Origin of the sequence: Citrobacter sp. U14242 (genome assembly GCF_046555775.1) — a bacterium.
Taxonomy (GTDB): Bacteria; Pseudomonadota; Gammaproteobacteria; order Enterobacterales; family Enterobacteriaceae; genus Citrobacter.
In genome coordinates this window covers 230,302-256,513 of record NZ_JBKGLW010000001.1, presented here as the reverse complement: position 1 = coordinate 256,513, position 26,212 = coordinate 230,302, and the positions used below count along the sequence as shown (strand labels likewise).

General features: G+C 50.0%; 23 protein-coding genes and 1 tRNA gene. 9 read left to right on the top strand and 15 right to left on the bottom strand.

From position 1 onward, the window contains the following. Nucleotides 1-121: 121 nt before the first annotated feature. Nucleotides 122-1,342 (bottom strand): beta-ketoacyl-ACP synthase I, encoded by a 1,221-nt coding sequence (gene fabB, locus ACLJXE_RS01205; RefSeq protein ID WP_005129715.1) that lies wholly within the window; start codon nucleotides 1,340-1,342, stop codon nucleotides 122-124. A 159-nt stretch (nucleotides 1,343-1,501) separates the two neighbouring features. Between fabB and mnmC the strand changes: the two genes are divergently transcribed. Beyond that, the gene (mnmC, locus tag ACLJXE_RS01200) at nucleotides 1,502-3,502 is read left to right on the top strand and encodes a bifunctional tRNA (5-methylaminomethyl-2-thiouridine)(34)-methyltransferase MnmD/FAD-dependent 5-carboxymethylaminomethyl-2-thiouridine(34) oxidoreductase MnmC (protein WP_410749874.1); all 2,001 of its coding nucleotides are present in this window, start codon (nucleotides 1,502-1,504) and stop codon (nucleotides 3,500-3,502) included. Nucleotides 3,503-3,624: 122 nt separating this feature from the next. Here the strand turns inward: mnmC and ACLJXE_RS01195 are convergent, their stop codons facing one another. From ACLJXE_RS01195 to prmB, 6 genes are read right to left on the bottom strand one after another with little or no spacing between them, the layout of a single operon-like run. Next, nucleotides 3,625-3,900 (bottom strand): YfcL family protein, encoded by a 276-nt coding sequence (locus ACLJXE_RS01195; protein ID WP_005129722.1) that lies wholly within the window; start codon nucleotides 3,898-3,900, stop codon nucleotides 3,625-3,627. Nucleotides 3,901-3,932: 32 nt separating this feature from the next. After that, on the bottom strand, nucleotides 3,933-4,481 hold the full coding sequence (locus ACLJXE_RS01190) for an elongation factor P hydroxylase (RefSeq protein ID WP_286629025.1): 549 nt from the start codon (nucleotides 4,479-4,481) through the stop codon (nucleotides 3,933-3,935). After that, nucleotides 4,481-5,290, bottom strand: a complete 810-nt coding sequence (locus ACLJXE_RS01185) for a sulfite exporter TauE/SafE family protein (RefSeq protein WP_410749873.1) — start codon at nucleotides 5,288-5,290, stop codon at nucleotides 4,481-4,483. The genes ACLJXE_RS01190 and ACLJXE_RS01185 overlap by 1 nt, the downstream gene beginning before the upstream one ends. Next, the gene (mepA, locus tag ACLJXE_RS01180) at nucleotides 5,290-6,114 is read right to left on the bottom strand and encodes a penicillin-insensitive murein endopeptidase (RefSeq protein WP_410749872.1); all 825 of its coding nucleotides are present in this window, start codon (nucleotides 6,112-6,114) and stop codon (nucleotides 5,290-5,292) included. The genes ACLJXE_RS01185 and mepA overlap by 1 nt, the downstream gene beginning before the upstream one ends. A 3-nt stretch (nucleotides 6,115-6,117) precedes the next feature. Then, nucleotides 6,118-7,203 carry a chorismate synthase gene (gene aroC, locus ACLJXE_RS01175; RefSeq protein ID WP_286629022.1) on the bottom strand — a complete coding sequence of 362 codons (1,086 nt, stop codon included), beginning with the start codon at nucleotides 7,201-7,203 and terminating at the stop codon, nucleotides 6,118-6,120. 39 nt (nucleotides 7,204-7,242) lie between these two features. Further along, nucleotides 7,243-8,175 carry a 50S ribosomal protein L3 N(5)-glutamine methyltransferase gene (gene prmB / locus ACLJXE_RS01170; protein WP_286629021.1) on the bottom strand — a complete coding sequence of 311 codons (933 nt, stop codon included), beginning with the start codon at nucleotides 8,173-8,175 and terminating at the stop codon, nucleotides 7,243-7,245. Nucleotides 8,176-8,341: 166 nt separating this feature from the next. Here prmB and smrB point away from each other — a divergent pair, with 166 nt between their 5' ends. After that, nucleotides 8,342-8,893 (top strand): endonuclease SmrB, encoded by a 552-nt coding sequence (smrB, locus tag ACLJXE_RS01165; protein ID WP_286629020.1) that lies wholly within the window; start codon nucleotides 8,342-8,344, stop codon nucleotides 8,891-8,893. A 100-nt stretch (nucleotides 8,894-8,993) separates the two neighbouring features. Here the strand turns inward: smrB and sixA are convergent, their stop codons facing one another. From sixA to ACLJXE_RS01145, 4 genes are all read right to left on the bottom strand, one after another. Then, nucleotides 8,994-9,479: a phosphohistidine phosphatase SixA gene (gene sixA, locus ACLJXE_RS01160; protein WP_048211041.1), complete on the bottom strand. Its 486-nt coding sequence runs from the start codon at nucleotides 9,477-9,479 to the stop codon at nucleotides 8,994-8,996. Between the two features lie 208 nt (nucleotides 9,480-9,687). Beyond that, nucleotides 9,688-11,835 carry a fatty acid oxidation complex subunit alpha FadJ gene (fadJ, locus tag ACLJXE_RS01155; RefSeq protein ID WP_410749871.1) on the bottom strand — a complete coding sequence of 716 codons (2,148 nt, stop codon included), beginning with the start codon at nucleotides 11,833-11,835 and terminating at the stop codon, nucleotides 9,688-9,690. Continuing rightward, nucleotides 11,835-13,145 (bottom strand): acetyl-CoA C-acyltransferase FadI, encoded by a 1,311-nt coding sequence (gene fadI, locus ACLJXE_RS01150; RefSeq protein ID WP_410749870.1) that lies wholly within the window; start codon nucleotides 13,143-13,145, stop codon nucleotides 11,835-11,837. Before fadI ends, fadJ begins: the two co-directional genes overlap by 1 nt. Before the next feature lie 176 nt (nucleotides 13,146-13,321). Next, complete coding sequence (locus ACLJXE_RS01145; protein ID WP_137384194.1) at nucleotides 13,322-13,606, bottom strand: YfcZ/YiiS family protein; 285 nt, start codon at nucleotides 13,604-13,606, stop codon at nucleotides 13,322-13,324. Between the two features lie 371 nt (nucleotides 13,607-13,977). Between ACLJXE_RS01145 and fadL the strand changes: the two genes are divergently transcribed. After that, on the top strand, nucleotides 13,978-15,309 hold the full coding sequence (gene fadL / locus ACLJXE_RS01140; RefSeq protein ID WP_410749869.1) for a long-chain fatty acid transporter FadL: 1,332 nt from the start codon (nucleotides 13,978-13,980) through the stop codon (nucleotides 15,307-15,309). Nucleotides 15,310-15,369: 60 nt separating this feature from the next. Here the strand turns inward: fadL and mlaA are convergent, their stop codons facing one another. Continuing rightward, nucleotides 15,370-16,125: a phospholipid-binding lipoprotein MlaA gene (mlaA, locus tag ACLJXE_RS01135; RefSeq protein ID WP_005129765.1), complete on the bottom strand. Its 756-nt coding sequence runs from the start codon at nucleotides 16,123-16,125 to the stop codon at nucleotides 15,370-15,372. 286 nt (nucleotides 16,126-16,411) lie between these two features. Here mlaA and ACLJXE_RS01130 point away from each other — a divergent pair, with 286 nt between their 5' ends. The 6 genes from ACLJXE_RS01130 to ACLJXE_RS01105 all read left to right on the top strand — a co-directional run bounded on the left by ACLJXE_RS01130 (nucleotide 16,412) and on the right by ACLJXE_RS01105 (nucleotide 21,392). Then, nucleotides 16,412-17,353, top strand: coding sequence for a formate/nitrite transporter family protein (locus ACLJXE_RS01130; RefSeq protein ID WP_410749868.1), 942 nt, complete (start codon nucleotides 16,412-16,414; stop codon nucleotides 17,351-17,353). A gap of 75 nt (nucleotides 17,354-17,428) precedes the next feature. After that, nucleotides 17,429-17,500, top strand: a tRNA-Arg gene (locus ACLJXE_RS01125). A gap of 331 nt (nucleotides 17,501-17,831) precedes the next feature. Then, a complete protein-coding gene (locus ACLJXE_RS01120) occupies nucleotides 17,832-18,194 on the top strand; it encodes a GtrA family protein (protein WP_410749867.1) in 363 nt (120 codons plus the stop codon). Beyond that, entirely contained in the window at nucleotides 18,191-19,099 is a 909-nt protein-coding gene (locus ACLJXE_RS01115) for a glycosyltransferase family 2 protein (RefSeq protein ID WP_410749866.1), read from the top strand. Before ACLJXE_RS01120 ends, ACLJXE_RS01115 begins: the two co-directional genes overlap by 4 nt. Nucleotides 19,100-19,102: 3 nt before the next feature. After that, nucleotides 19,103-20,704, top strand: a complete 1,602-nt coding sequence (locus ACLJXE_RS01110; protein WP_410749865.1) for a DUF6311 domain-containing protein — start codon at nucleotides 19,103-19,105, stop codon at nucleotides 20,702-20,704. 148 nt (nucleotides 20,705-20,852) lie between these two features. Beyond that, nucleotides 20,853-21,392 (top strand): DUF2058 domain-containing protein, encoded by a 540-nt coding sequence (locus ACLJXE_RS01105; RefSeq protein ID WP_286628998.1) that lies wholly within the window; start codon nucleotides 20,853-20,855, stop codon nucleotides 21,390-21,392. Nucleotides 21,393-21,492: 100 nt separating this feature from the next. On the opposite strand, the gene pgtA is transcribed toward ACLJXE_RS01105, so the two are convergent. Genes pgtA through pgtC form a run of 3 tightly spaced genes read right to left on the bottom strand, consistent with a single transcriptional unit; the run spans nucleotide 21,493 to nucleotide 25,935 of the window. Further along, a complete protein-coding gene (gene pgtA, locus ACLJXE_RS01100; RefSeq protein ID WP_286628997.1) occupies nucleotides 21,493-22,740 on the bottom strand; it encodes a two-component system response regulator PgtA in 1,248 nt (415 codons plus the stop codon). Further along, the gene (gene pgtB, locus ACLJXE_RS01095) at nucleotides 22,730-24,739 is read right to left on the bottom strand and encodes a two-component system sensor histidine kinase PgtB (RefSeq protein WP_410749864.1); all 2,010 of its coding nucleotides are present in this window, start codon (nucleotides 24,737-24,739) and stop codon (nucleotides 22,730-22,732) included. Before pgtB ends, pgtA begins: the two co-directional genes overlap by 11 nt. Further along, nucleotides 24,736-25,935, bottom strand: a complete 1,200-nt coding sequence (gene pgtC / locus ACLJXE_RS01090; RefSeq protein ID WP_410750017.1) for a phosphoglycerate transport regulator PgtC — start codon at nucleotides 25,933-25,935, stop codon at nucleotides 24,736-24,738. Before pgtC ends, pgtB begins: the two co-directional genes overlap by 4 nt. Nucleotides 25,936-26,212: the final 277 nt, after the last annotated feature.

Genomic DNA, 26,212 nt, shown 5'->3' with positions numbered 1-26,212 from the left:
GAAGCTGGAGTCTGCCTGTAAAGTGGACCTATTGTCAACGCGATAAAAAAGGGAGCCGCACGGCTCCCTTTTGGCCTGCTTAGCGAAACACAGCAGGCAATGACGGATGTCAGTATCAAACTTACGCTTTCAGCTTACGCATAACCAGCGTGGCGTTGGTGCCGCCAAAACCAAAGCTGTTAGACATAACAGTCGTCAACGCTTGCTCGGTCGGTTTAGTCACGATGTTCAGACCTGCAGCCTGCTCATCCAGCTCTTCAATGTTGATGCTCGGCGCGATAAAACCGTGCTCCAGCATCAGCAGAGAGTAGATAGCTTCCTGAACACCCGCAGCGCCCAGTGAGTGACCGGTCATGGCTTTGGTTGCAGAAATGGCCGGGCTGTTGTCGCCAAAGACTTCGCGGATTGCGCCCAGTTCCTTCACGTCGCCTACCGGAGTAGAAGTACCGTGGGAGTTCAGGTAGTCAATCGGGGTATCAACACCGTGCATCGCCATCTGCATGCAGCGAACGGCACCTTCACCGGACGGAGCAACCATGTCTGCGCCATCAGACGTTGCGCCGTAACCTACGATTTCAGCGTAGATGTGCGCGCCACGAGCCAGAGCGTGTTCCAGTTCTTCGACAACAACCATACCGCCGCCGCCTGCGATAACAAAACCGTCACGGTGTGCATCATAAGTACGGGAAGCTTGAGACGGGTTGTCGTTATATTTGGTAGACAGTGCACCCATGGCGTCGAACTCGCACGCCATTTCCCAGCACAGCTCTTCGCCGCCGCCAGCAAAAACGATATCCTGTTTGCCCAGCTGAATTTGTTCAACAGCGTTGCCGATACAGTGTGCAGAAGTCGCACAGGCAGAGCTGATGGAGTAGTTAACGCCGTGGATTTTGAACGGTGTCGCGAGGCAGGCAGAAACGCCGGATGCCATCGCTTTGGTGACCACATACGGGCCAACCGCTTTCAGACCGCGCGGGCTACGCATTGCGTCAGCGCCGAATACCTGAAAACGCGGGGAGCCGCCGCCGGAACCTGCAATCAGGCCAACGCGCGGATTGTTCTGGTAATCTTCTGCAGCAAGGCCGGCATCAGCCACTGCCTGCTCCATAGAAAGGAAAGCATAGATGGATGCGTCGCTCATAAAGCGCACTACTTTGCGGTCAATGAGGCCAGTGGTATCCAGTTTTACGTTGCCCCAGACGTGGCTACGCATGCCGGAGTCCTTCAGCTCCTGAGAGAAAGTGATCCCTGAACGTCCTTCACGCAGAGATGCCAGGACTTCCTGCTGGTTATTACCGATGCTGGAAACGATGCCCAAGCCAGTAATCACTGCACGTTTCATTCAATACCTCTGTAAGTCGCACTATTTTAAAGTTTCGAGTGGCACAATAGCGTACACTTGTACGCCGAACAAGTCCGATCAGCCATTTAATGTGGAAATTTGCGCAGCCAGGCACTCCTCGTTAAGATCGGGGCACAGCCTGTCAGACGAGTAACTTACGTGAAACAATACGCTATACAACCTGCCAACCTTGAATTCAACGCTGAGGGTACACCTGTTTCCCGAGATTTTGACGATGTCTATTTTTCCAATGATAACGGGCTGGAAGAGACACGCTACGTCTTCCTCGGTGGCAACCACCTCGCCGAACGTTTTCCTGTTCACCCACGCCAGGTGTTCGTGGTGGCAGAAAGTGGCTTTGGTACAGGGCTAAACTTCCTCACGCTCTGGCAGGCATTCGCCACCTTTCGTAACGCACACCCTGACGCTACCCTGGAAAGATTACATTTCATCAGTTTTGAAAAATTTCCGCTGACGCGTGAGGATCTGGCGTTAGCGCATCAGCACTGGCAAGAACTGGCGCCATGGGCAGAGCAACTCCAGGCACAGTGGCCACTGCCGCTGGCAGGTTGCCATCGTCTACTGCTTGATGAGGGGCGGGTTACTCTGGATCTGTGGTTCGGTGACATCAACGAACTCACCGGCAAGCTGGACGAGTCCCTGAACCAACAGGTTGATGCCTGGTTTCTGGACGGATTCGCTCCGGCAAAAAATCCGGATATGTGGACGCCAACACTCTTTAATGCCATGGCTCGACTGGCCCGACCGGGTGGTACGCTGGCAACCTTTACTTCGGCTGGTTTTGTGCGCCGGGGATTGCAGGAAGCCGGATTTACAATGCAGAAGTGCAAAGGTTTTGGTCGTAAACGTGAAATGCTGTGTGGCGTGATGGAACAGACGATGACGCCCCCGTCATCAGCCCCGTGGTTTTTGCGTACAGGAACGAAGAAACGTGAAGCGGCCATTATTGGCGGTGGTATTGCCAGTGCATTACTGTCTCTGGCGCTACTGCGTAGAGGCTGGCAGGTCACGCTCTACTGCGCTGACGATAAACCTGCGCAGGGTGCTTCCGGCAATCGTCAGGGCGCACTCTATCCGTTGCTCAGCAAACATGATGCGGCGATTACTCTTTTCTTCCCCACCGCATTTACCTTTGCTCGTCGCCTGTACGATGCCCTACCCGTTAATTTTGCCCATGACTGGTGTGGCGTAACGCAGCTCGCCTGGGATGAAAAAAGCCAGCAGAAAATCAGCCAAATGCTGTCACTTGAACTCCCCAGGGCACTCGCCGTCGGGGTGGACGCAGACCAGATTTTGCAAACAACAGGCGTTGTGACCGAATGTGATGGCATCCAGTACCCGACTGGCGGATGGCTGTGTCCGGCACAGCTTACCACCGCCGTTCTCGACTATGCGACAACACTTGGGTTACGTACCCACTACCAACACACCCTGACCTCACTTGCTCATCAAACCGATAGCTGGCAGTTGCAGTTCGCCAGCGGAGACGCGGCAACACATGAGGTCGTGGTTCTGGCGAATGGGCATTGTATTCACCGTTTTGACCAGACTCAGTCACTACCGGTGTATTCCGTTGGCGGTCAGGTAAGTCACATTCCCACGACGCCTTCGCTTTCCGCACTGCGCCAGGTTCTGTGCTATGACGGCTATCTTACCCCGCAAAACCCGGAAAATCAGCAGCACTGTATTGGAGCCAGCTATCATCGAGGTTGTGAAGAGACGTCATTCCGTCATGATGACCAGCAACAAAACCGTCAGCGTTTGATCGACTGCTTGCCGGATGCGACATGGGCAAAAGAAGTGAATGTCAGTGATAATGCAGCCCGTTGCGGCGTCCGTTGTGCCACGCGTGATCACTTACCGATGGTCGGTAATGTGCCGGACTATAACACCACACTCAATCAGTATGCCCGGCTTGCAGAAGACAAAGAGCATGTTTCAAGTGCACCGGTATACCCGGATTTGTTCATGTTGGGCGCGCTGGGGTCACGTGGGCTATGTTCTGCCCCGCTATGTGCAGAAATTCTGGCCGCGCAAATGAGTGATGAACCTATACCAATGGATGCCAGCACGCTGGCGGCGCTGAATCCGAATCGTCTATGGGTAAGGAAGTTATTGAAGGGTAAAACGGTGAAATAAAAGGGTGGGGTGTCATCCGATCATTGCCTGATGGCGCTACGCTTATCAGGCCTGCAAACACCCGCCCACGTAGGCCGGATAAGACACCTCAGTGTCGCCATCCGGCACACCCCCTGTAATTATTATTTTGTCGCCTTCTGGAACAAGGTGTCCCACATCTCTTTCACTAACGCCTGGTCACGTGGCGAGAGTTCGCCCGCGCTGATGGCTTTTTCCAGGCTGCTGGTCACATTGGCGTACAATGCCTCAGCGGAATGGTCCTCCCCACCGTCCAGTTCAGCAACGGCCAGTGTCAGGTGCCCACGCAAATAACCACTGGCAAACAACTCATCATCGCTGGCGTGCTCTACCATATCGTCGATTAATGCCAGAATGCGTGATTCAAACTCCGCGATCATCTTCTTTCCTCATTGTAAACGTGGCATCGGCGTCAGTTGAGCGCTTCGGGCCACGGGAATTGTTCCGCCTTAAGTTCAGGCGTGTGATAATAATTCTGTAGTGCGTTAATGAAACGCGCCGGGCGTTCAGGGATCCCCTTTTCCAGATACTCCATCACCTGAGCATGAACACGGCGCTGGAATACCACACGATCCGGTTCAAAGTCCCCTTCCAGGTTGTCGCAACTGACGTTAAACGGGTAGCCCGCCGCCATACAAAACAGCCAGTCAAACGCCTGCGGCTTCACTTCCACATCTTCAAACTGACATTGCGTTTTCGCATCACGTCCGTCCGGGCAGTACCAGTAACCGAAGTCAACCAGCTCACGACGCGCTTTACCGGCAATACACCAGTGCGAAATTTCGTGCAACGCGCTGGCGTAAAAGCCATGTGCAAAAACAATACGGTGATACGGTAACTCTGCATCAGCAGGAAGATAGATCGGTTCGTCGTCGCCCTTAATCAGACGGGTATTAAATTCATCGGCAAAGCAGCCGTTAAAAATATCAATTAACTGTTGGTAGTGATGGGTTGTGTTCATTAGTTCATCCCCAGCCAGTGGAGAATCTCCTGTCCATGATTATCGTAAAGTAATTTGGCACTCATCACTGCGGAAACAATGACGATCATCGGCCGAATGAGTTTTTGCCCTTTACTGAGCACCAGTCGCGACCCCATCCGTGCGCCAATAAACTGACCAATGAGCATCACAAACCCGGTCGCCCAAACCACTTTGCCACCCAGCGCGAACAGCAACAGCCCGCCGATATTTGAGGTGGCATTCAAGACTTTGGCGTGTGCCGTCGATTTTGCAAGATTGTAGCCGCACAACATAACGAAGCAGAGCGCATAAAACGATCCGGCGGCCGGGCCAAAGAAACCATCGTAAAATCCAACGCAGCCCCCGGCCACCAGCGCAAAAGGCAAACCATACAGGCGGCGCTGTCGGTCTTCTTCACCCACTTTAGGCATTAACAGAAAGTAGAGGCCAATACAGATAACCAGAACCGGCAGGATCTGACGTAAAACGTCTGACTGCACATGCTGGACCAACAACGCGCCGCTCATTGAGCCAATAAATGTCATGAAAATATTGAGCTTCTGGTCGGCAAGATTCACGACACCGCGACGAATAAAATAGATTGAAGAAGAGATCGATCCGCCGCACGCCTGCAACTTATTGGTTGCCAACGCTTGCGCAGGTGGCATACCGGCGGCCATCAATGCGGGAATCGTAAGTAAACCGCCGCCCCCCGCCAGAGAATCAATAAACCCTGCCAACATTGCCACGAAAAAAAGAACACCCAGCAGCAGCGGAGACACCATAAACAAATTGGCAAAATTATCCATTAGAGTACATGCTCGTCCAGTAACGCCTGGCAGGAAGGCGGCAACGGCGGCGGTGTCTTCTTCTCAGGCTTTGTTGTTCCAGGTTTTGGAGGTTCGAACCAGCTTTGCAGCTCTGCGCCACAGCCATCACCCGGTGGAGGCAACGGTTGGTCTTCGCACTCAAGACTGTCGGCAGGGCAACGTAACCGGACATGCATATGCGCACGATGCTGGAACCACGGTCGCACTTTGCGTAACCAGTCCCTGTCGCTTCCCGCATCCAGACACAGCTGCTGCTTAATTGCCGGATTCACGAAAATACGCGTGACTTCACTATCTTTTGCAGCCAGCCTGATCAGGCTGAAAATCTCCGGCTTCCACAGTGACGGTACGACACGCTTACCATCCTGCGAGACCAGATCCAGTGCCTGAGGCCGCAGCAGTTGTGTCTGCGTCCAGCGTGTTTTCGGCAATTGCAGGAAAATATCGACATCCAGCCCGGTCTGGTGACTGGCATGACCGCCATTAAAGCGCCCACCCGCCGGCATCCCCATATCTCCGATTAATACCGTGCCCAGCCCCAGATTGTTGGCCTGGTTACTCAGTCGCTGGATAAAGGTTACCAGCGTGGGATGGCCGAAATAGCGGCGCTGGTCAGTGCGCATCACCTGATAGTGTTCTGACTGTACCGGCAGCGTATCCGCCCCAACGATACAGCCATTGGAGAATGCGCCGATAGACTGTGCGCTACCCGCAACAGGATGGGTAATTTTCTGCCAGGGCGTGGCCGCCAGACAGGCGGTGCTGGCAAGCAGAGCCAACACCGCAAGTGCCGTTTTTTTCATTTCTTACCAGCGTGGAATGTCAGTCTTCACATCCGCATTTTGCGCCCGCTGGCGCAACAGGTGGTCCATCAACACAATAGCCAGCATCGCTTCAGCGATCGGCACTGCGCGGATCCCAACGCACGGATCGTGACGTCCTTTGGTGATCATTTCGACTTCTTCACCAAAGCGGTTGATAGTACGCCCAGGCACAGTGATGCTGGACGTCGGTTTCAGCGCCATATGGGCAATAATTTGTTGCCCGCTGCTGATCCCTCCCAAAATGCCACCCGCATGATTACTCTGGAAACCGTCTTTGGTGATCTCATCACGGTTCTGGCTGCCACGCAGTGCTACAACGTCAAAACCGTCGCCAATCTCTACGCCTTTTACGGCGTTAATGCTCATCAACGCATGCGCAATGTCAGCATCAAGACGGTCAAAAACAGGTTCACCGAGACCTGCCGGCACACCGTCAGCGACAACGGTGACTTTTGCTCCAATGGAGTCGCCCTCTTTTTTCAGTCCGCGCATCAATTCATCCAGCGCTTCGATTTTATCCGGGTCCGGGCAAAAGAAGGGATTCAATTCGACCTGAGACCAGTCTTTAATCTCCAGCGGAACATCGCCCATTTGCGTCAGACAACCACGGATTTTAACGCCGAATTTTTCCGCCAGATATTTTTTGGCGATTGCTCCCGCCGCTACGCGCATTGCCGTTTCACGAGCGGATGAACGTCCACCGCCACGGTAATCACGGAGGCCGTATTTCTGCTCATAGGTATAGTCGGCGTGTCCTGGACGGAAAACATCCTTGATGGCGCCATAATCCTGAGAACGCTGATCGGTATTTTCAATCAGCAGGCCAATACTCGTACCGGTGGTGACGCCGTCGAATACGCCGGAGAGGATCTTCACTTGATCCGGTTCCCGACGCTGGGTGGTGTAACGCGACGTGCCCGGACGGCGCCTGTCGAGATCGTGCTGCAGATCGGCTTCAGTCAGAGGAATGCCCGGCGGAACACCATCAACGATACAACCGAGCGCCAGCCCGTGTGATTCGCCGAAGGTTGTTACGCGAAAGAGTTGCCCAATTGTATTTCCTGCCATCACGGCTCCGTTATGCGTGTTGTGTATCTGCGCGTGTATTTAGTCTTTGTAAATGCTGAAGTGCTCACGAGCAGCGATCAACTGCTCTTTGGTCAGCATGAATACACCGTCTCCACCGTTGTCAAATTCCAGCCAGGTAAACGGCACATCAGGGTATTGCTCTATCAGATGTACCATGCTGTTTCCGACTTCACAAATCAGAATACCGTTATCAGACAGGTAGTCCGGGGCGTTACCCAGAATGCGGCGAGTCAGCTTCAGCCCATCACTACCGGATGCCAGACCCAGTTCAGGCTCATGACGGTATTCGTTCGGCAGGTCTGACATGTCTTCCGCATCAACATACGGCGGGTTAGTGACGATCAGGTCATACTGGATTTTCACCAGATCGCGGAACAGGTCGGAACGGATCGGCGTTACGTGATGAATCAGACCGTGCTCTTCAATATTGTGTTCGGTAACCGCCAGCGCATCCGTAGAAATATCAACCGCATCCACTTCAGCTTCCGGGAAGGCATATGCGCAGGCGATAGCAATACAACCGCTGCCGGTGCACATATCGAGGATATGCTGCGGCTGCTTGTTGATAAGACCAGCAAAACGGTTATTGATCAGCTCGCCAATAGGCGAACGCGGAACCAGCACGCGCTCATCAACATAGAATTCATGCCCGCAGAACCAGGCCTTGTTGGTCAGGTAAGCCACCGGAATACGCTCGTTGACGCGACGAATCACACGCTCAACAATACGATGACGCTCGCTGGATGTCAGACGTGCGGTACGCATGTCTTCAGGAATATCCAGCGGCAGATAGAGAGACGGCAGCACCAGCTGTACGGCCTCATCCCACGGGTTATCCGTACCATGGCCATACCAGATATTCGCTGCGCTAAAACGGCTGACCGCCCAACGCAACATGTCCTGAATGGTATGCAGTTCACTCACTGCTTCATCGACGAAAATTTTATCCACGTATTCCTCCAGGGCATGCTCGCATTAAATTCGGCGGCTAGTTTGCCACGAAGACGGCGATAAATCAGCATTCACACCGAGCCTGAGCGCGAAAATTGCGTTTTAAGCGATCGGATGCCCGTCGAGTCGGGTTAAACTAACGGAAAATAAAAGATGAGACTCTCGAATGAAAAAGAAAACATCGCTCAGCGAGGAGGATCAGACGCTGTTTCGCCAGCTGATGACCGGCACTCGTCAAATTAAGCAGGACACCATTGTCCATCGACCACCACGCAAAAAAATCACCGAGGTTCCGGTCAAAAGGCTGCTACAGGAACAGGCTGATGCCAGCCATTATTTCTCGGATGAATTTCAGCCGCTGCTGAACACTGACGGTCCGGTAAGATACGTGCGGGCCGATGTCAGCCATTTTGAACTGAAGAAGATGCGCCGTGGTGATTACTCCCCGGAGCTGTTTCTTGATTTGCACGGATTGACGCAACAGCAGGCCAAACAGGAGCTCGGCGCATTGATTGCCGCCTGTCGTCGTGAGCATGTCTTTTGCGCCTGCGTAATGCATGGCCACGGGAAGCACATTCTGAAACAGCAAACGCCGCTGTGGCTGGCACAACATCCGCATGTGATGGCCTTCCATCAGGCACCGAAAGAGTACGGCGGCGATGCCGCACTGCTGGTACTGATTGAAGTGGAAGAGTGGTTGCCACCTGAACTCCCCTGAGGCAGCAATTCAGAAACAAAAAGAGCCGCATTAGCGGCTCTTTTATTTTCCGGATGGCGATCCTGCCTTATCCGGACGATGAAACGTGGCACGGGTTCGATTAAATCGCTTTTGCCATTTTCAAATTACACGGGCTCATCTGCCAGTTAAAAATGCCCTTTCCGCTCTCATCAAGCGTTACGCTGGCTATCGCAGATGTGGTAAACATCGGCGGCGTTTCTCCCGGGCAAAGCTCAGACACCAGATATCCCACTAACGGTAAGTGAGAAATCACCAGCGCCGTTGCGATACCTTCATTGGCCAGAGCCTGTAAATAGGCACTGACCAGACCGACATCGCCGCAGGGAGTCAGCTCCGGCAAAACATCCACACCGGCTGGCAGGTTCATACATTCTCCCACCACATCCAGCGTCTGTTCGGCTCGTAGGAACGGGCTCACCAGAACACGTTCGATATCCACTTTTTGACCTTTCAGCCAGTTCGCCATCAGGCGAGATTCGTCACAACCACAAGAGGTTAAAGGACGAACCGAATCACTGGCGGCATCAAGGGCCGCGTCGCCGTGACGCATGATAAAAACTTGCATATTGCACCGCTTTTGTTAACCAGAATCACCAACACGTTTACACAAAGCCCCTATTGGCAGTGGTAACTATGTGGTGGCCGGCATTGTGCCTTATCCATTCACCGAATGAAACGCTGTTTTTTACCTCAACGGCGTAAGTATAGTCAATCTCTGTTTACATTTTGAGCGCGACACATACATTCAGTGCGGATTCATCCTACCTTTGACCTCATGAATTCAGGTCAGTTTCCCCGATATTCCAGAATCTTTCACCACGTTCCGCCATCTGCAATAACTGTTCACACGGTGTAAACCGTGAACCATATTGCGTGGACAGTCGTTGCAGAACCGCAACCACTTCACCCGCACCGAGAGAATCCATATACCGGAACGGGCCGCCGAGGAATGGCGGAAAACCAATACCAAATACCGCGCCAATGTCACCATCGCGCGCGCTGCGGATAATCTGCTCATCGAAGCAACGTGCTGCTTCGTTAAGCATTAACATGACACACCGCTCTGCAATTTGCGGGGCTGCGAGTTGGCCCTGACCCTGGACGCCAATAAGCGTATAAATTGCAGGGTCGACCTGTTTTTTGCTTTTACGCCCTTTCGCCCCATAAAGATAGAAACCCCGACCATTTTTTCTACCTTTGCGATCGTCATTCAAAATTGAAGCAACAACATTTGCAGGCGCGCTAAAACGTTCTCCATATGCGGCCTCAAGCACTGGTATAATTTTAGTGCCCGTATCAATTCCGACCTCATCCAAAAGTTGGATTGGCCCTACCGGAAAACCAAACTTAACCAGCGCGGCATCAATAGTGTCGACACGTTCACCTTCGGTCAGCATGCGAATCGCTTCGTTGATGTAAGGCGCTAAAATACGGTTAACGTAAAAGCCAGCCTTATCCTGGACAACAATCGGTGTTTTGCCCTGTTTTTTCGCTAACTTAACGGTTGTGGCAATCGTCTGCTCTGAGGTTGTTGCATGCGGGATCACTTCCACCAGTGGCATTTTTTCTACCGGACTAAAAAAGTGCAGACCAATGACCTGTTCAGGCCTGGCAGCATTAGCCGCAATATCACCAATCGGCAAAGATGAGGTGTTTGATGCAAAAATAGTATGAGGGGCACAATTCTGTTCAATTTCTGCCACCATCTGTTGTTTTAACGACAGATCTTCGAATACCGCTTCAATAATCAGATCGCGATGAGCAAAACCGCGATAATCGGTGGTTCCCGAAATCAGCGCCAGTTGTTTGTCACGTTCACCGGCCTTGATATGACGGCGACGAACCTTCGTTTCAAGTTGATCCCAACTGTACTTTAGCGCGTGGTTGATTCCTTTAGCATTAATGTCTTTGATGCGCACCGGCAAGCCACCTTTACAGGCAGTGACGTAAGCAATACCGCCGCCCATCAAACCACCGCCCAAAATACCGACGCTATTCAGCGGGCCGGGCTTCGCTTCACTACCGGGATCCTTTTTCACATCGGTATTGGCAAAAAAGATGTTCCGTAGCGACTTAGACTGCGAAGTCATCGCCAGCTCGCCAAACGCGCGGGCTTCTGCCTCATAGCCGCTGCTGCTCCCCTGCGCGAGACCGGTTTCGATCACCTCAAGAATGCGGTCCGTTGCGGGGTAGTTACCCAGCGTTTTTTGCGCCGTCTTTTTGCTGACCATACGAAACAGCAGCGCACGTCCCAGCGGCCCCGCCAACACGCGTTCACGTACGGGCAGAACCCGGTGCGCTGAACTGTCTTTTTTGGCCAGTTCAACCGCGGCTTCCAGCAAAATGGTCTGTGGTACAACGTCGTCCACCAACCCCACTTTTAGTGCCTGTTTTGCCCGTAGCTGTTTTCCTGTCAGGATCATATCCAGCGCCGTACTGACACCAATAAGACGGGGTAACCGCTGGGTTCCACCGGAACCGGGAAGCAGGCCTAACTGTACTTCCGGTAAACCCAGCACGGTTTTAACGTCATCGGTACAGATACGGTTATGGCAGGCCAGCGCCATCTCCAGCCCACCGCCCAGGCAGGCACCATGAATAGCGGCGACAACCGGGATCGGCAATGCATTAATTTCCGCCATGATCTGCTGCCCCTGACGGGCCAGCGTTTCAGCTTCCTGCGCGCTGCGGCAATCCCCTATCATGTTGATATCGGCACCGGCGATAAAATTATCGGGTTTCGCCGAAATGAACACGACGCCACGCAACGCTTTATTGTCGCGAATTTGTTTCAGAATGGCCCGAACCTGAGAAGCAAACTCCGCTTTCAGGGTATTCATTTTCTCTCCGGGTACATCAATGGAGACAACAGCGACGTTATCCAGACGCACGTTGAGTGTAAAAGCCGATGTCATTTCCATTATTCTGCCTCCAGAACCATTGCCGCCCCCAAACCACCTGCCGCACATGCGGTGACTAAACCAAAGCCACCGCCGCGACGCCGTAATTCATGGAGAGTTTGGGTGATCATTCGTGCACCGGTTGCGGCGAATGGGTGTCCATAGGCAATTGAGCCACCCAACACGTTAAATTTACCGTCATCGACTTCGCCAGTGGCATGAGAACGCCCTAACACTTCGCGGGCAAAACGCTCACTGCCCAGCAACTGGAGGTTCGCCAGCGTTTGTGCGGCAAAGGCTTCATGCATATCAATAAGCGTTAAATCCGCCATGGTTAACCCTGCGCGCTCAAGAGCAAGCGGTGTCGACCATGCAGGTCCTAACAGCATGTCCTGCCAGACATCAATGGCGGTAAAGGCAAAACTACGCAGATATCCCAGCGGTACCAGCCCTAACTCTTTCGCACGCGATTCCGTCATCAAAATCACGGCGGCAGCACCATCTGTTAACGGAGTACTGTTGGCCGCCGTAACGGTACCGTGTTTTCTGTCAAATGCCGGACGCAACCTGGCGTAATCCGCCATCGTCGAGTTACCGCGAATATTGTTATCTTCTGAAAAAGGATCTTTAAAGGGGGGGGCGTAGGTCGTCATCACCTCTTCCGCAAGTTTTCCTTCAGACCATGCCTGAGCCGCGCGCTGATGAGAACGATGTGCCAACGCATCCTGTTGTTCACGTGTGATGCCATAGGTTTTCGCCATTTGTTCAGCTGTATCCCCCATGCGTAAACCGGTGGAATATTCAGCAACAGCCGGTGGCACAGGCATCAAATCGCGCAAGCGCAATCGGGAGAAGAGTTTCAGACGTTGCCCGGTTGTGCGGGCTTTATTGACATCCACCAGTACTCGCGCCAGCTTTTTGCTGACGCCAATAGGCAGAACGGAAGAGGAGTCTGCGCCGCCGGCAATCCCAGCACGAATAGTACCGGCCATCAGGCTTTCTGCAACATTCGCCACGGCCTGAAAGCTGGTTGCACAAGCCCGGCTTACGCTGTAAGCATCTGTATGCACATTCATCCCCGTTCCCAGAACGATTTCCCGGGCAATATTGGGAGCTTCTGGCATTTGAACCACCTGGCCAAAAACCAGCTGTTCAATCACGTCAGCAGGTATTTCGCTGCGGGCCAGCAATTCACCAACAACCATTTTTCCCAAATCAACGGCGGGAATGCCATGAAATGCGGTAGCCTGACGGGCAAATGGCGTACGCAATCCGCTCACGATGGCGATACGGTCGCCCTGGCGCGTAACCAGCGGTAAAGCCTGACTCATAACACTCCCCTGTAAAAAATAAAAATAAGTGGTCTGACCTGATCACAGTCTTAACCAATTTTTTACATTTAGCCAAGCGGGGAGAAAAGAAAGTGAGAGCTATGACACAGTGAATAGTCACTGACTGTTACGAAAATACCCTTGCCACGAGGTGGCAAGGGCATAAGCAGAAGGGATTAACGCAAGCCCAGCTGGAAAATCAGCGTTTCAGCTTCACAGGCAAAAACAAAGTCGATATCCAGACGCACACCCTCTGACTCTTCAGTGAAAGTCGAGGTGATTTTGCAAGGTTCAGATTCCACGCTACGTGCCTTCTCAGTCAGAGCGGCCAGCGTTTCTTCTGCCTCTGCGCGATTCGCGAACACGCGGCTGTATGACGCGGTGCAATCGGAGTTATCCATGATGGTGCCAACATCCATACAGCAGCAAACCGGGGTTTCATCAGCACTGCATTTACTCATTGTAGATTTCCTCTGTATTCGCACCTGAGGTGCCAGATAAACGATGGGGATATTTTACGCTCCCATTATTCGCCTCTCCAGTCGTTAATTGTGTGAAATGAGATAAGTGACCGAAATCACACTTAAAAATGATCTAAAACAAAAATCACCCAAACAGGTGAGTGCGCGTACCCGCAATTTTGCCAGCTGGATCGCGTTTCTTAGATCAGAATTGAAAATATTTATAAACATACTTGCAACATTCTGGCTGGTCCGACCTATACTCTCGCCACTGGTCTGATTTCTATGTGGTACCTCAGACCCTACACTTCGCGCTCCTGTTACGGCATGTAACATAGTTTGTATAAAAATAAATCTATGAGGTTATGGTCATGAGCCAGAAAACCCTGTTTACAAAGTCTGCTCTCGCAGTCGCAGTGGCAATTATCTCCACACAGGCCTGGTCTGCAGGCTTTCAGTTAAACGAATTTTCTTCCTCTGGCCTTGGCCGGGCATATTCGGGTGAAGGCGCTATTGCAGATGATGCAGGTAACGCCAGTCGTAACCCCGCGCTGATCATGATGTTTGATCGCCCTACTTTCTCTGCCGGTGCGATTTTCGTTGATCCGGATGTCGATATTTCCGGACGCTCACGTATTGGTAACGACGCCAGCCAGGATAATATCGCCCCAACCGCCTGGATACCGAACGTGCATTTTGTTGCCCCGATTAACGATCAATTTGGTTGGGGGGCATCTGTTACCTCTAACTATGGTCTGGCAACGGAGTTTAACAATAATTACGCAGCCGGCTCGATGGGCGGAAAAACCGATCTGGAAACCCTCAACTTAAACCTGAGCGGTGCCTACCGTCTGAATAATCATTTTAGCTTCGGTCTCGGTTTTAACGCCGTCTATGCCAAAGCGAAGCTTGAGCGTTATGCAGGCGATCTCCCACAGCAGATCGTTGCAGGTTCTGGCGGCAAAATTCCTCCATCACTGGCCGCACAATACCCGGCAGATACGCAGATTGCGCGCCTGAAAGGCGATGAGTGGGGCTTCGGCTGGAACGCCGGTATTCTTTATGAAGTGGATAAAGACAACCGTTACGGTTTCACCTACCGTTCGGAAGTAAAAGTTGACTTCGATGGTGATTACCGCAGCAGCCTGCCATCAATGGACCGTATTCCAGCACAGTTGCGCCCGGTGTTCGCTAGCCTGCCGGCTGGCACCAACGGCAACACAATCGACGGTTCACTTGATCTGAACCTGCCAGAAATGTGGGAGTTCTCAGGTTATAACCGCGTTGCGCCACAGTGGGCGGTTCACTACAGCATGGCATATACCAGCTGGAGTCAGTTCCAGGAGCTTAAAGCGAAAGGCAGCAACGGTCAGACCCTGTTCTATAAAGAAGAAGGTTTCAAAGACTCTTACCGCATCGCGCTGGGTACTACCTACTACTACGATGATACCTGGACATTCCGTACCGGTATCGCCTTCGATGATAGCCCTGTTCCAGCTAACCGCCGTTCCATCTCTATTCCGGATCAGGACCGCTTCTGGCTGAGTGCGGGTACAACCTATGCGTTTAATAAAGATGCTTCATTGGATGTCGGCGTTTCTTATATGCACGGTCAGAAAGTGAAATTCGAAGAAGGCCCGTACTCCTTCGAATCAGAAGGGAAAGCCTGGCTGTACGGTATGAACCTGAACTACGCATTCTGATTTTCATCAGATGTAAAAAAGGTGAGCTTTTTAGCTCACCTTTTTATTTGCCTCAATTCCTTACTCAGAATCGATCTCTTTTAACTCATCCTGAATATCTTTTGCATTCGGGTTTTCTTCTGGTTTGAGTTTACCGCCATTCGCAATAAAGTCATGACGCTGGAAGTAAGCTTCACGCACCATGATGTAAGGATCTGAAGATTGGCGCAGCAGGCCGTCAGAATCGAGCAGTTGCGCACGCGTTTCTATTCCTTCAACCGTCCATTTACCTATCGATAACGGCCAGGTTAACCAGGACAGAACCGGATACAACGTATCCACCATATCGCCGCCATCGTCACGCAGCGTGAAGCTGCCGTAGAATGGAAGCTGCATGTATGGACCGTAACCGACATCATAGTGGCCTAATGTGCTGCCGAAGCGGTGTGGTTCAACACGCTGCAACTTCGGATTCGCCATCCCCGCCACATCAATAAACCCACCCATACCTAACAAGGTGTTCAGGAAGAAACGGGTAAAATGCACCATCCCCTGATAGGGGTCGCCTTGCAGGAAATAGTTAACCATGACAGCCGGTTCTTCAAGGTTGCCAGTAAAGTTGCTCAAACCATTACGGGCCGGCTGCGGAACATAATCACGCCAGGCGACAGCCACCGGGCGAACAACATATGGATCCAAAACATTAAAGTTGAAGTTGTACATGGTGCGGTTGAACCCTTCAAATGGGTCCGAACGCCCCTGCTGTTCAGTACCGGAGCTCGCACACCCCACCAAAAGTGTGGTTCCCAGCGCAAGCGCCGACAGGCGAAGCTTCATAAGTGTCTCCCTGTGTATTATGGCTATCGCTGATTGCCATCCATGACGGAACGATGATGTATCCGCCTGATTAGATGTGAGCGATTGTAACAGCACGTCAATCGATGTCTATATGCCCTAACTTACTGATTTGATCATAGCCTGGTAATACAGACACAGTGATGGTTCATTCTAACGAAGCCAATAAAAACATGCGTTACCATTTTTGCGATTTCAGACTTTATCCACCAGCCTTCAAATAAAAACCGCTACGCTTTAGCAATACAAGCTTATTCAGGATCCTGGTATGAATGACATCGAAAAAGAGAAGATTGATCGTCACAGCGACGAACTCCAGGTGGAAAGCGAAGAAAAGCGGAGCGGAAAAAAGATAGAACTCAATGAGGACAGGCTCCCCTCACGTGCAATGGCGATCCACGAGCATATCCGCCAGGACGGTGAAAAAGAGATGGAACGCGACGCGATGGCGCTATTGTGGTCAGCCATCGCTGCCGGGCTGTCAATGGGTGCATCGTTGCTGGCAAAAGGAATTTTTCATGTACAACTGGAGGGTGTTCCCGGCGGATTTTTGCTGGAGAATCTCGGTTATACCTTCGGCTTTATTATTGTGATTATGGCCCGCCAACAACTCTTTACGGAAAATACCGTCACCGCCGTCTTACCCGTTATGCAAAACCCTACCCTCGGCAATTTTGGTCTGTTGATGCGTCTGTGGAGCGTAGTACTACTGGGTAATATTCTGGGCACCGGGGTTGCGGCATGGGCGTTTGAATACATGCCGATTTTTGATGAGGCGACCCGTGACGCCTTCGTCAAAATAGGCATGGATGTAATGAAAAATAACCCGACGGAGATGTTTGCCAATGCCATTGTCTCCGGCTGGTTGATTGCCACGATGGTCTGGATGTTTCCCGCCGCCGGAGCCGCAAAGATTGTCGTCATTGTCCTGATGACCTGGCTGATTGCCTTAGGCGATACCACACATATCGTCGTGGGTTCAGTTGAAATTCTCTATCTGGTCTTTAATGGAACACTGCACTGGGGCGACTTTTTCTGGCCTTTTGCCTTACCGACACTAGCCGGGAATATCTGCGGCGGGACATTTATCTTTGCGCTGATGAGCCACGCGCAGATCCGCAACGATATGAGCAATAAACGCAAGGAAGAAGCCAGGTTGCAAGCAAAGCGGGAAGCACAACCGCAGAAAAACCAGAAAAAACAGACCTGAATGGCGACTGTTTGAGCAGTCAGGCAGCCTGAGACTTACCGTTGAGAGTAAAAAACGCTATACTCGTGCCGCTTCGTCCCCTTAGTTAAATGGATATAACGAGCCCCTCCTAAGGGCTAGTTGCAGGTTCGATTCCTGCAGGGGACATTCTGAAGCGAGTTTATTCTTATATCTAAGCTAAAGGCCATCACATACTTGCTGTTCTTTTATCATCTCTGGCTGTACAATTTTTTACGTATCGGAAGAAAGTAGCAGAGCTATAAGCATGCTGCATTTATGTTACCAATATGTTAACCAAACTCATTCCAGACATAGAGCAGTATATTGATGGCAGAGCGCGCACATAGAGGTGTTGCTTTTTGCATCAACCCAATGGTGGAAAGATACCTAAATTCCCTCTAAAAAGCAGTTCACCAGTCGATCGATTTAGTTAGCAATGGTAAACTGAACCCCATACTAGAATTTTCTTATTTTTCAAATGTTAAAATTATTCGCAAAGTACACATCTGTAGGCGTTGTCAATACCCTAATACATTGGGTCGTTTTTGGTACGTGTATATATGTGCTTTCTACAAACCAAGCCTTGGCGAACCTGGCAGGCTTCATTGTAGCTGTAAGCTTCAGCTTCTTTGCTAATGCTATGTTCACATTTAAGTCGAAGGCTTCAACAACACGATACTTTCTCTATATAGGGTTTATGGGCGCGGTTAGTGCTGCTGTCGGTTGGGGTGCAGATATGCTCTTGCTCCCGCCATTACTGACGCTGATTTCGTTCTCCGCGATCAGCCTTGTATGTGGATTTTTTTACTCAAAATTCATTGTATTTAGGGATGTAGGATGAAAATATCACTGGTTGTTCCTGTCTTCAACGAAGAAGAAGCAATACCTATTTTCTATCAAACCGTTCGCCAGAGCTTAACCAAATATGATGTGGAAATCGTATTTATCAATGATGGTAGTAAAGATGGAACAGAGAAGATTATTGATACCCTATCATTATCTGACCCATTAGTTGTTGCTGTATCATTTACCCGTAATTTTGGTAAAGAACCCGCCCTTTTTGCTGGACTCGAACATGCTACAGGGGATGCAATCATTCCAATCGATGTTGACCTTCAGGATCCAATTGAGGTCATTCCGCAGCTTATCGAACGCTGGCAAGCAGGAGCGGATGTAGTATTAGCAAAACGAGCTGATCGTAGCACCGATAGCCACATCAAGCGTAAGACAGCAGAATGGTTTTATCGTCTACATAACAGAATTAGCTCACCAAAAATCGAAGAAAATGTTGGTGATTTCCGTCTGATGTCACGAGAAGTGGTCGAGAACATAAAAATGATGCCTGAAAGGAATCTTTTTATGAAAGGAGTCCTTTCATGGGTCGGGGGAAACGTTGATGTTATTGAATATACAAGAGCAGAACGCGTAGCGGGTACATCTAAATTTAATGGGTGGAAACTCTGGAATCTCGCACTTGAAGGTATCACCAGTTTCTCAACTTTCCCTCTGCGTATATGGACATATATAGGGCTATTTGTTGCTGGTCTTTCATTCTTTTATGGGGGCTGGATGATTATCGATACACTTGCATTTGGAAACCCTGTACGTGGATATCCATCATTGATAGTATCCGTTCTCTTTCTTGGCGGGGTCCAGCTTATCGGTATCGGCGTACTTGGTGAATATGTCGGAAGAATATACATTGAGATAAAACAAAGACCTCGATATATAAAAAAGTGGAAGTAAATTATGAAAGTTAATTACTATTTAATAACATCAGCTCTCTTTGGGTTATTATTTTTCTATTTATGTGGTGGGATGAATACTCTCGATGTAACAAATATCGGGTATCTTATGTCCGGAGATCCGGCCCAACATTGGTTAGGATGGGAATTCTTTAGGCATACCCCACTAATTCAATGGCCACTAGGAAAAAACACAGAATATGGTATAGAGTTGAATAACTCTATCGTCTACACCGACTCCATACCTATTTTTGCTATTTTTTTCAAATTAATAGCTGCAATACTTCCTGAAACATTTCAGTACACTGGGATCTGGATTTTATCCTGTTTCGTTCTACAGGGTGTAACATCATTTTTATTAATTAATAAATTAACTAACAACAATATTTACTCATTAATACTTTCTGCATTATTTATATCCGCTGTTCCTTTTCTTACCAGAACCGGCGGACACTTTGCGCTCTCTGCACAGTGGATTATAATTGCATCCTACTTACTTTATGCTTGTAACAGATTTAAATCAAAGAGTTGGATAATTCTGCTTTTCATTGCATCCTGGGTACATGCTTATCTTTTAGCGATGGCACTTGTAATTTATATAGCTGATCTCGCCACCAGAAAGCTAAATGGTGAATTTTCTTTAAAATCAGCCATTTATCATGCGATTTTGAGTGGTGTAGTCCTCTATATATCCATGTACTCAATTGGATATTTCACCATTTCAAACAGTTTTTCCGCTGATGGTTATGGTTTCTATAAATTTAACCTTAACTCGTTTTTCAACCCTTATTACCCACCATACTCCTCTATTATCAAACCAATGCCGGCAGGTGCTGGAGATTATGAAGGTTTAAATTACCTTGGTATTGGTGTGATTTTGGCGATCGCACTGATCGCAGCTAAAATTAAATCAGCGGATGTCAAATTCAAAGAGACACTGAAAAATAATAAAATCATTGTTTTGTTAGTTTCATTATGTCTTATTTATGCAGTATCTGTGAACGTAGATCTTGGTAAAACAACCGTATTAGCATTCTATTTACCCGATTTTCTCAGGGGAATCACTAACACATTTAGAGCTACTGGTAGATTTGGCTGGTTAGCATTCTATGGCATACTGATTTTTACAGCCATATCCCTCTGCAGGATCTATAAAGGTCGTCAGTTAATTGTCGTTTCTCTTATTTTAGTTTCATTGAATATTTACGATATTCATAAAATATATAAAGAAAGAGAAAAGACCTTTTCCAACGAAAATACAACCTATCTCATGGATTCCCCTGAGATAAAATACATTGCAAAAAACTACAAAAAAATACTCACGCCATCTCCTTGGGAGTTTTCAAGTGAGTACGTTAAATGGGCATATCTCGCATCAACAAATAACATGTCTATGAACTTTGGATATTTTGCAAGATTCAATGGTGATACCTGGAACAAACAAACAGAAGAGATACTACAAGCAGTAAATAATGTCGAGCTAGATAAAGATGCTATTTATTTATTAAAGGACAAAAATCAGTACGATAAAATAGTTAATACCTTAGGAGACAAGGCAATTAATTTCTCTTACGGAAATGCCTATGTCGTAGGTATTAAAAAATAACACAATCACATTTCATAAAATAATAAAACAGCCGGGTGCTCGGTTGTTTTATTATTATCTTGATAATTTAGCATACACCATAATCTGGCATCCCGTCGGAGGTTAAGGTTATAATCCTGACAACGATTTTATTGGATCAGACGCAAAAATGACAAAACTCACCCTACAAGAGCAGATGCTGAAAGCGGGCTTAGTCTCCAGCAAAAAAATGGCGAAAGTACAGAGAACGGCGAAAAAATCGCGCGTTCAGGCCCGTGAAGCCAGAGAAGCGGTTGAAGAGAATAAAAAAGCACAAATTGAACGGGATAAGCAGTTAAGCGATCAACAGAAACAAGCGACGCTGTCGAAAGAATACAAAGCGCAGATTAAGCAGCTTATTGAAATGAACAAAATCACCATTTCCAAAGGTGATATTGGGTATAACTTCACCGATAATAATCTGATTAAAAAAATCTACGTGGATAAGGTGACACAGGCACAATTGATTAAAGGGCGTCTGGCTATTGCCCGGCTGACTGCCGAAAGCGACCGCGACAGTGAATATGCTATTATCCCGGCTGTCGTTGCCGATAAAATTGCACAACGCGACGGCAGCTACATCGTCTTAAATTGCGAGCTGAGCCAGGAAGCGAAAGACGAAGACGATCCGTACGCTGATTTCGTCGTACCTGACGATTTAATGTGGTAAATGAAAAATGCCGGATAATAAGTCCGGCATTTTTTCTAATAGTGAGGTGACAACTCAGATGCTCACTCAACTCCCCTTATCATAACCGCATATCCTCTCTCTAGAACTTATAATGCTCTTTGCTTAGTCCGTATTTCCTCATCCGCAAATACAGTTTTTTGCGCGGAATTTGCAGATATTCTGCCACTTCATTAATACGCCCTTGATGAATATTTAGGGCTTCGGTAATGATTTGCCGCTCGTACTCTTCAACCCGGCGATCCAACGGTGTCGGTTCCGGCATATGCAACTGCGGATTGGCGGTTTCCGCCAATGGCAGCAACCCAACGGCAAAAAGCTCTGCGGCGTTTGCCAGCTCTCGCACATTGCTCAGCCACACACGACGTCGCATCCCTTTTAGCAATTCCCCGTCGACCTCCGGAATGGGGTGGTTCAGACGCAGACAGGCTTTTTGCAGGTAATGGCGAAATAGCGGCTCAATATCGTCCGGGCGCAGGGATAGCGGCTGGCAGGCGATTTGCGTCATGGCGAAACAGTAATAGAGTTCGGCCACGATCTGGTTTGTTGCCGCCAGCTCCACCAGCGATGTCGTGCCAATACCAATTAACCGAAAAGGGCGCCGCTCCTGGCTTTGCAGGTGAACCAACTGGTGCTGTTGCTCGCGCGTCAAACACTCTATATGGCTTAATACCAGCGTCCCTCCTTGCGCTTGTGCCATCAGCTCATCAAGCTGAGCGGTGTTCCCGGTGGTGAGCTCTGCGCGGATAAGCGGCCCCTGGGCGCTACGTCCCAGTTGATGCAGATAACGGGCTCCCGTCATGCGTCCCGTTCCCGGCTCCCCATAAAACCAGACGGCAAGATCTGTTTCTGCGAGTTGCTGCAGGCGTTGACGGTACTGACTTACCCAGTCGCTGTAGCCAACCAACTCAACCTGTAGCTTTTGCTGGCAGTAATGACGACGGGCAATCACAGATTTTCGTTGTTGCAACGCCTCTGCAACCTGCAACAGCAGCTTGCCGGGATCGACCGGCTTTTGCAGAAAATCCCATGCCCCTTTCTTCACCGCATCCACCGCCATCGGCACATCACCATGTCCGGTAATCAGCAGGATCGGCAGCTGGTTATCATCCTGATGAAAAAGAGCCATCAGTTCGATACCGTTGCAGCCGGGCATACACACGTCACTCAGGACGATACCAGGCCAGTCAGCCTGTAGCCAATTTCGGGCATCATAGGGGTTATTGCACGCGCATACCCGATAACCCGCCTGCTCGAGCAACAAGGTGTAAGCATCAAGGACATCGGCATCATCATCAATCAGCAGAACAGAATATTCATCACTCAACATCTTCTACATCCGTCAGGTTGAATTGCAGTACCACGCAGGCATTGCGCCCCAGCGTCGATGCCAGGCGTAGCTCGCCGTTCATCTGCGTCATTAACGAGACACAAATTGATAGCCCAATACCGAGACCCACATCCTTACTGGTGGTAAACGGTTTTAATAGCGACGGTAGCAGTGCGCCAGGCCAGCCGGGACCATTATCACTGACAAATACACATACCGTGCTACCTTCAGCCTGCCAGTGAACGTCAATCTTCGCGGCAATCGGGCAGGCATCCAGCGCATTTGCCAGTATGTTTACCAGAACTTGCTGAATTCTCACCTCATCGCCCGTAACCCACACGCGCTCAACCGGCAGCGAAAGCGTACCCTGCTGCGGTTTATGCCGCATAGACAATAACTCCCAGGCCGCGCTGAAAGTTTGTCGTAAATCGACCGGATGCAGTGGTGCCCCCGGCTCGGCCCGGCGCGCAAACTGTCGCAATGAGCGGATAATGGCATCGATACGGGTAATGAGTCCTTCAGCTTTGGTTAACGTGCTTCTGGCCTGCGCCAACTGCTCCTGTTCAATTGCCCTGCCCGCAGTAAACAGATACATCGACAATGCATTCAGTGGTTGATTGATTTCGTGGGCCAGCGTGGTCATGGTCTGTCCGACCACCGCCAGTTTCGCCGTCTGAATCAATTCGCCCTGGGTCGCTCGCAGATCGGCTTCAATCTCCTTACGCTCTGCCACTTCCTGCTCAAGCTGACTTTTTTGCGTATTGAGCTGACCCAGCGTATGGCGCAGTAACCCCGCAATGCGCCCTAGCTCATCACGGCCATAAACCGGGATCGAAGCATCGGTTCTGCCAAGACCAATTTGCACCACAGCCTGGTTGAGCGCAGTAAAACGCTTCACCAACCGTGAACGGATAAAGTAGTGGTTGAGTCCCCAGGCAAGAAGCAGCGCCAACAGCGTCGCCAGCAGAATAAGCCCGCCGCTAACGCGAACAATCTGCTCCAGTCGCTGGTTAAACATCTGCATTTGCTGATGACTACTTCCCAACTGAGCCTCAAGCAATGTTCGAAAACGACCAAGCGTAGCTTCTCTGGCATGACTGGCATCAACCAGTGCTTTTTGCGCCGCGACATAATCGCGCATCGTATCGGGCATTTTGTTTTTCATCATCCCGATTTCCAGCAATTCGTCGATGGTTTGTCGCAACGTGATAGTACTGGGCCAGTCGTCCAGGGTACGGATATTTTCATCCGCCGTTTTCTTCAGATTTTCCAGATAGCGAATATGATTCTCCACCAGCATGCCGTCGTCGCTACCTGACTTCAGTTCATTCAACCTGTCGCGTAAATCATCGACAATCTGGTTTTCAATTCTTGCCAGCGTGTACACCTGTTGCTGCTCATTCTGCACCTCCCTGGCGCGTTTCAGGTACAACGCCGCGTCGCCATTTTTCGCTTCAATTTGATCCAACAACGTTCCCTGCTGCCAGGTGAAATCCTGCACCAGAGAGTTCAGTTCGGTCGTGAAATCATCATGTAACCAGTCGATTCGCGCGGAAAGTTCGCTGACTTTTTCGCGTACCAGGAACATGTTGTAGAGCACTCTGTCCAGCTCGGTCATCAACGCCCGGCTGTCCTGCAAAATCACCGCCAGCTGTTGCTGTTCCGTGGGTTGCAATCCCCGACTCAGCAGTTCAATTTTGTCCAGATGTTCTATGATCTGATTGCGCAGTTGCAGCCGTACGGTCGTATTGGGGGCAAGCAGGAATTCATTAAGCTGATCGACCACCAGGTTAAGATTCCCTTCAATCAAAAAAGCGGAATGCACGCGCGGGAAATAGTCATCGAGCGAATAGCGGATTTGCGAACTTTGCTCATGCCAGGAATACAAACTGACACAGCTCACGCTTAGTGTCAGTAAAGCTCCTGTCAGAAAAGCCCCCCGCAAACTGCTGCTGATGCTGAGCTGACGAAGACGCTGCAATAGCGAACCGCCTTTCATTGTAGTTCTTCCAGTTTTGATATCGCCAGACGCTGGTTTTTAAGAAACCAGAGTTGCCACTCCATCATTTGCTGTTCAGCAAAGCTTTTATTATCGAATTGAGCAAGCCAGGCTTCATCTTCGCTGCTCCTGGCGTCGATTGGGACCTGGGTTAACAGCGCTCTGATTTCGGGTAACGGGCGTTTCAGACGGGCTTCCGCGCTGTACAGCGCTCGCCAGGCATCCTTAAGCTGCGCGAGGCGGAAACTGATGGCCGTATCAAACATCCGCTGGACCAGTTGTTGACGTTTCAGGATCAGACGGTAATTAAGCGGTGGCTGTTTCATCAAAATGGCCTGTTGGGCTGCACGCGGATTATCTGTTGCCAGCGACGTTACCGGATATTTACCGGTATTCGCATCTGCAAGGATCCGCTGCCCTTCCGGGCTCAATAAATAGCGGATAAAACGTTGTGCTTCATTGGCGCGCGGGCTGTTTTTCAGCACGGCTACGTAGGTTGGCGAGACTGCAGAGTGTGGGAAGTAATTAAAGGTCAGATTGGGGTCATTGAGCAGCAGATTGGCATAGTTATCAATAACCGGTCCCGCAACGCCCAATCCGCTCTTAATTTTGTCCGCAACACCAAAGCTGCGTGATGAGATGGTCACCAGGTTCCCGGCACTGGCCAGCAATGTCGCCCAACCTTCTTGCCACCCTTTTTGTTGCAGCAGTGATTCAACCATCAGGTGATTGGTATCGGAGCGCGATGGGCTACTCATCAGCAGAGCATTTTGATATTTAGGATGCGTTAAATCCCCCCAATCCGTCGGTGCTGGCAGATGTCGCGCCGTCAGTGCTGAACGATTAATCAGCAGACCAAATCCCGAGATCGCCACGGCTACAGACGTCGACCGTATTGACTCAGGCACCAGACGCTGGCTTTCCGGTAAGGCATTATCAAAAGGAGCAAGTTTCTGATGCTCCTGAAGATGCTGCAGTAGCATCGGCGAAGACGTTAAAATCAGGTCAACGTTTTCCGCATTCGCGGTGTCGAGCAATTGCTCCAGAGAAGAACTGGTCCGGTTTAGCGTGCGGATCATCACTGACCCCGGCTCCGTTTGCCAGCGTTGAATAATCCAGGCCGTTGCTCCCGGGGAAAACGTCGTCGCCATAACCAGCTCCTTCCCCTGTGCCAGACAGGCCGCCGACAGCGACATAAAACACAGTGACAACGCCAACAAACTACCCCGACAGAAAAGTCTGTTTGTGATCCTGTTCATAAATACCAACATCTTCGAAAAATAATATTGAGACAAAACTTACCCGTTTATCACGACGGGTGGAAAAGATAAAACTGCTATCAGAATAACCAGACGGAATGCGATAACAGAGATAAAGAATACCTGAAAATGTCGTTTGAATTTGTTAATACCCGCACATGCTGATGATAAAAATGCATTAAGAATAATAATCCCGGTCTCACCATAATTCAAA

Bases quoted from the DNA above. Each gene is read 5' to 3' on its own strand.
- mepA (WP_410749872.1), bottom strand. From the start codon at position 6,114: ATGAAAAAAACGGCACTTGCGGTGTTGGCTCTGCTTGCCAGCACCGCC.
- ACLJXE_RS01120 (WP_410749867.1), top strand. From the start codon at position 17,832: ATGTTAAAATTATTCGCAAAGTACACATCTGTAGGCGTTGTCAATACC.
- ACLJXE_RS01195 (WP_005129722.1), bottom strand. From the start codon at position 3,900: ATGATCGCGGAGTTTGAATCACGCATTCTGGCATTAATCGACGATATG.
- fadI (WP_410749870.1), bottom strand. From the start codon at position 13,145: ATGAGTCAGGCTTTACCGCTGGTTACGCGCCAGGGCGACCGTATCGCC.
- ACLJXE_RS01115 (WP_410749866.1), top strand. From the start codon at position 18,191: ATGAAAATATCACTGGTTGTTCCTGTCTTCAACGAAGAAGAAGCAATA.
- ACLJXE_RS01185 (WP_410749873.1), bottom strand. From the start codon at position 5,290: ATGGATAATTTTGCCAATTTGTTTATGGTGTCTCCGCTGCTGCTGGGT.
- ACLJXE_RS01130 (WP_410749868.1), top strand. From the start codon at position 16,412: ATGAATGACATCGAAAAAGAGAAGATTGATCGTCACAGCGACGAACTC.
- fadL (WP_410749869.1), top strand. From the start codon at position 13,978: ATGAGCCAGAAAACCCTGTTTACAAAGTCTGCTCTCGCAGTCGCAGTG.
- sixA (WP_048211041.1), bottom strand. From the start codon at position 9,479: ATGCAAGTTTTTATCATGCGTCACGGCGACGCGGCCCTTGATGCCGCC.
- pgtB (WP_410749864.1), bottom strand. From the start codon at position 24,739: ATGAAAGGCGGTTCGCTATTGCAGCGTCTTCGTCAGCTCAGCATCAGC.
- ACLJXE_RS01145 (WP_137384194.1), bottom strand. From the start codon at position 13,606: ATGAGTAAATGCAGTGCTGATGAAACCCCGGTTTGCTGCTGTATGGAT.
- fabB (WP_005129715.1), bottom strand. From the start codon at position 1,342: ATGAAACGTGCAGTGATTACTGGCTTGGGCATCGTTTCCAGCATCGGT.
- fadJ (WP_410749871.1), bottom strand. From the start codon at position 11,835: ATGGAAATGACATCGGCTTTTACACTCAACGTGCGTCTGGATAACGTC.
- pgtA (WP_286628997.1), bottom strand. From the start codon at position 22,740: ATGTTGAGTGATGAATATTCTGTTCTGCTGATTGATGATGATGCCGAT.
- ACLJXE_RS01105 (WP_286628998.1), top strand. From the start codon at position 20,853: ATGACAAAACTCACCCTACAAGAGCAGATGCTGAAAGCGGGCTTAGTC.
- mlaA (WP_005129765.1), bottom strand. From the start codon at position 16,125: ATGAAGCTTCGCCTGTCGGCGCTTGCGCTGGGAACCACACTTTTGGTG.
- aroC (WP_286629022.1), bottom strand. From the start codon at position 7,203: ATGGCAGGAAATACAATTGGGCAACTCTTTCGCGTAACAACCTTCGGC.
- pgtC (WP_410750017.1), bottom strand. From the start codon at position 25,935: ATGTCGCTGTCGGCGGCCTGTCTGGCACAGGGGAAGGAGCTGGTTATG.
- smrB (WP_286629020.1), top strand. From the start codon at position 8,342: ATGAAAAAGAAAACATCGCTCAGCGAGGAGGATCAGACGCTGTTTCGC.
- ACLJXE_RS01190 (WP_286629025.1), bottom strand. From the start codon at position 4,481: ATGAACACAACCCATCACTACCAACAGTTAATTGATATTTTTAACGGC.
- ACLJXE_RS01110 (WP_410749865.1), top strand. From the start codon at position 19,103: ATGAAAGTTAATTACTATTTAATAACATCAGCTCTCTTTGGGTTATTA.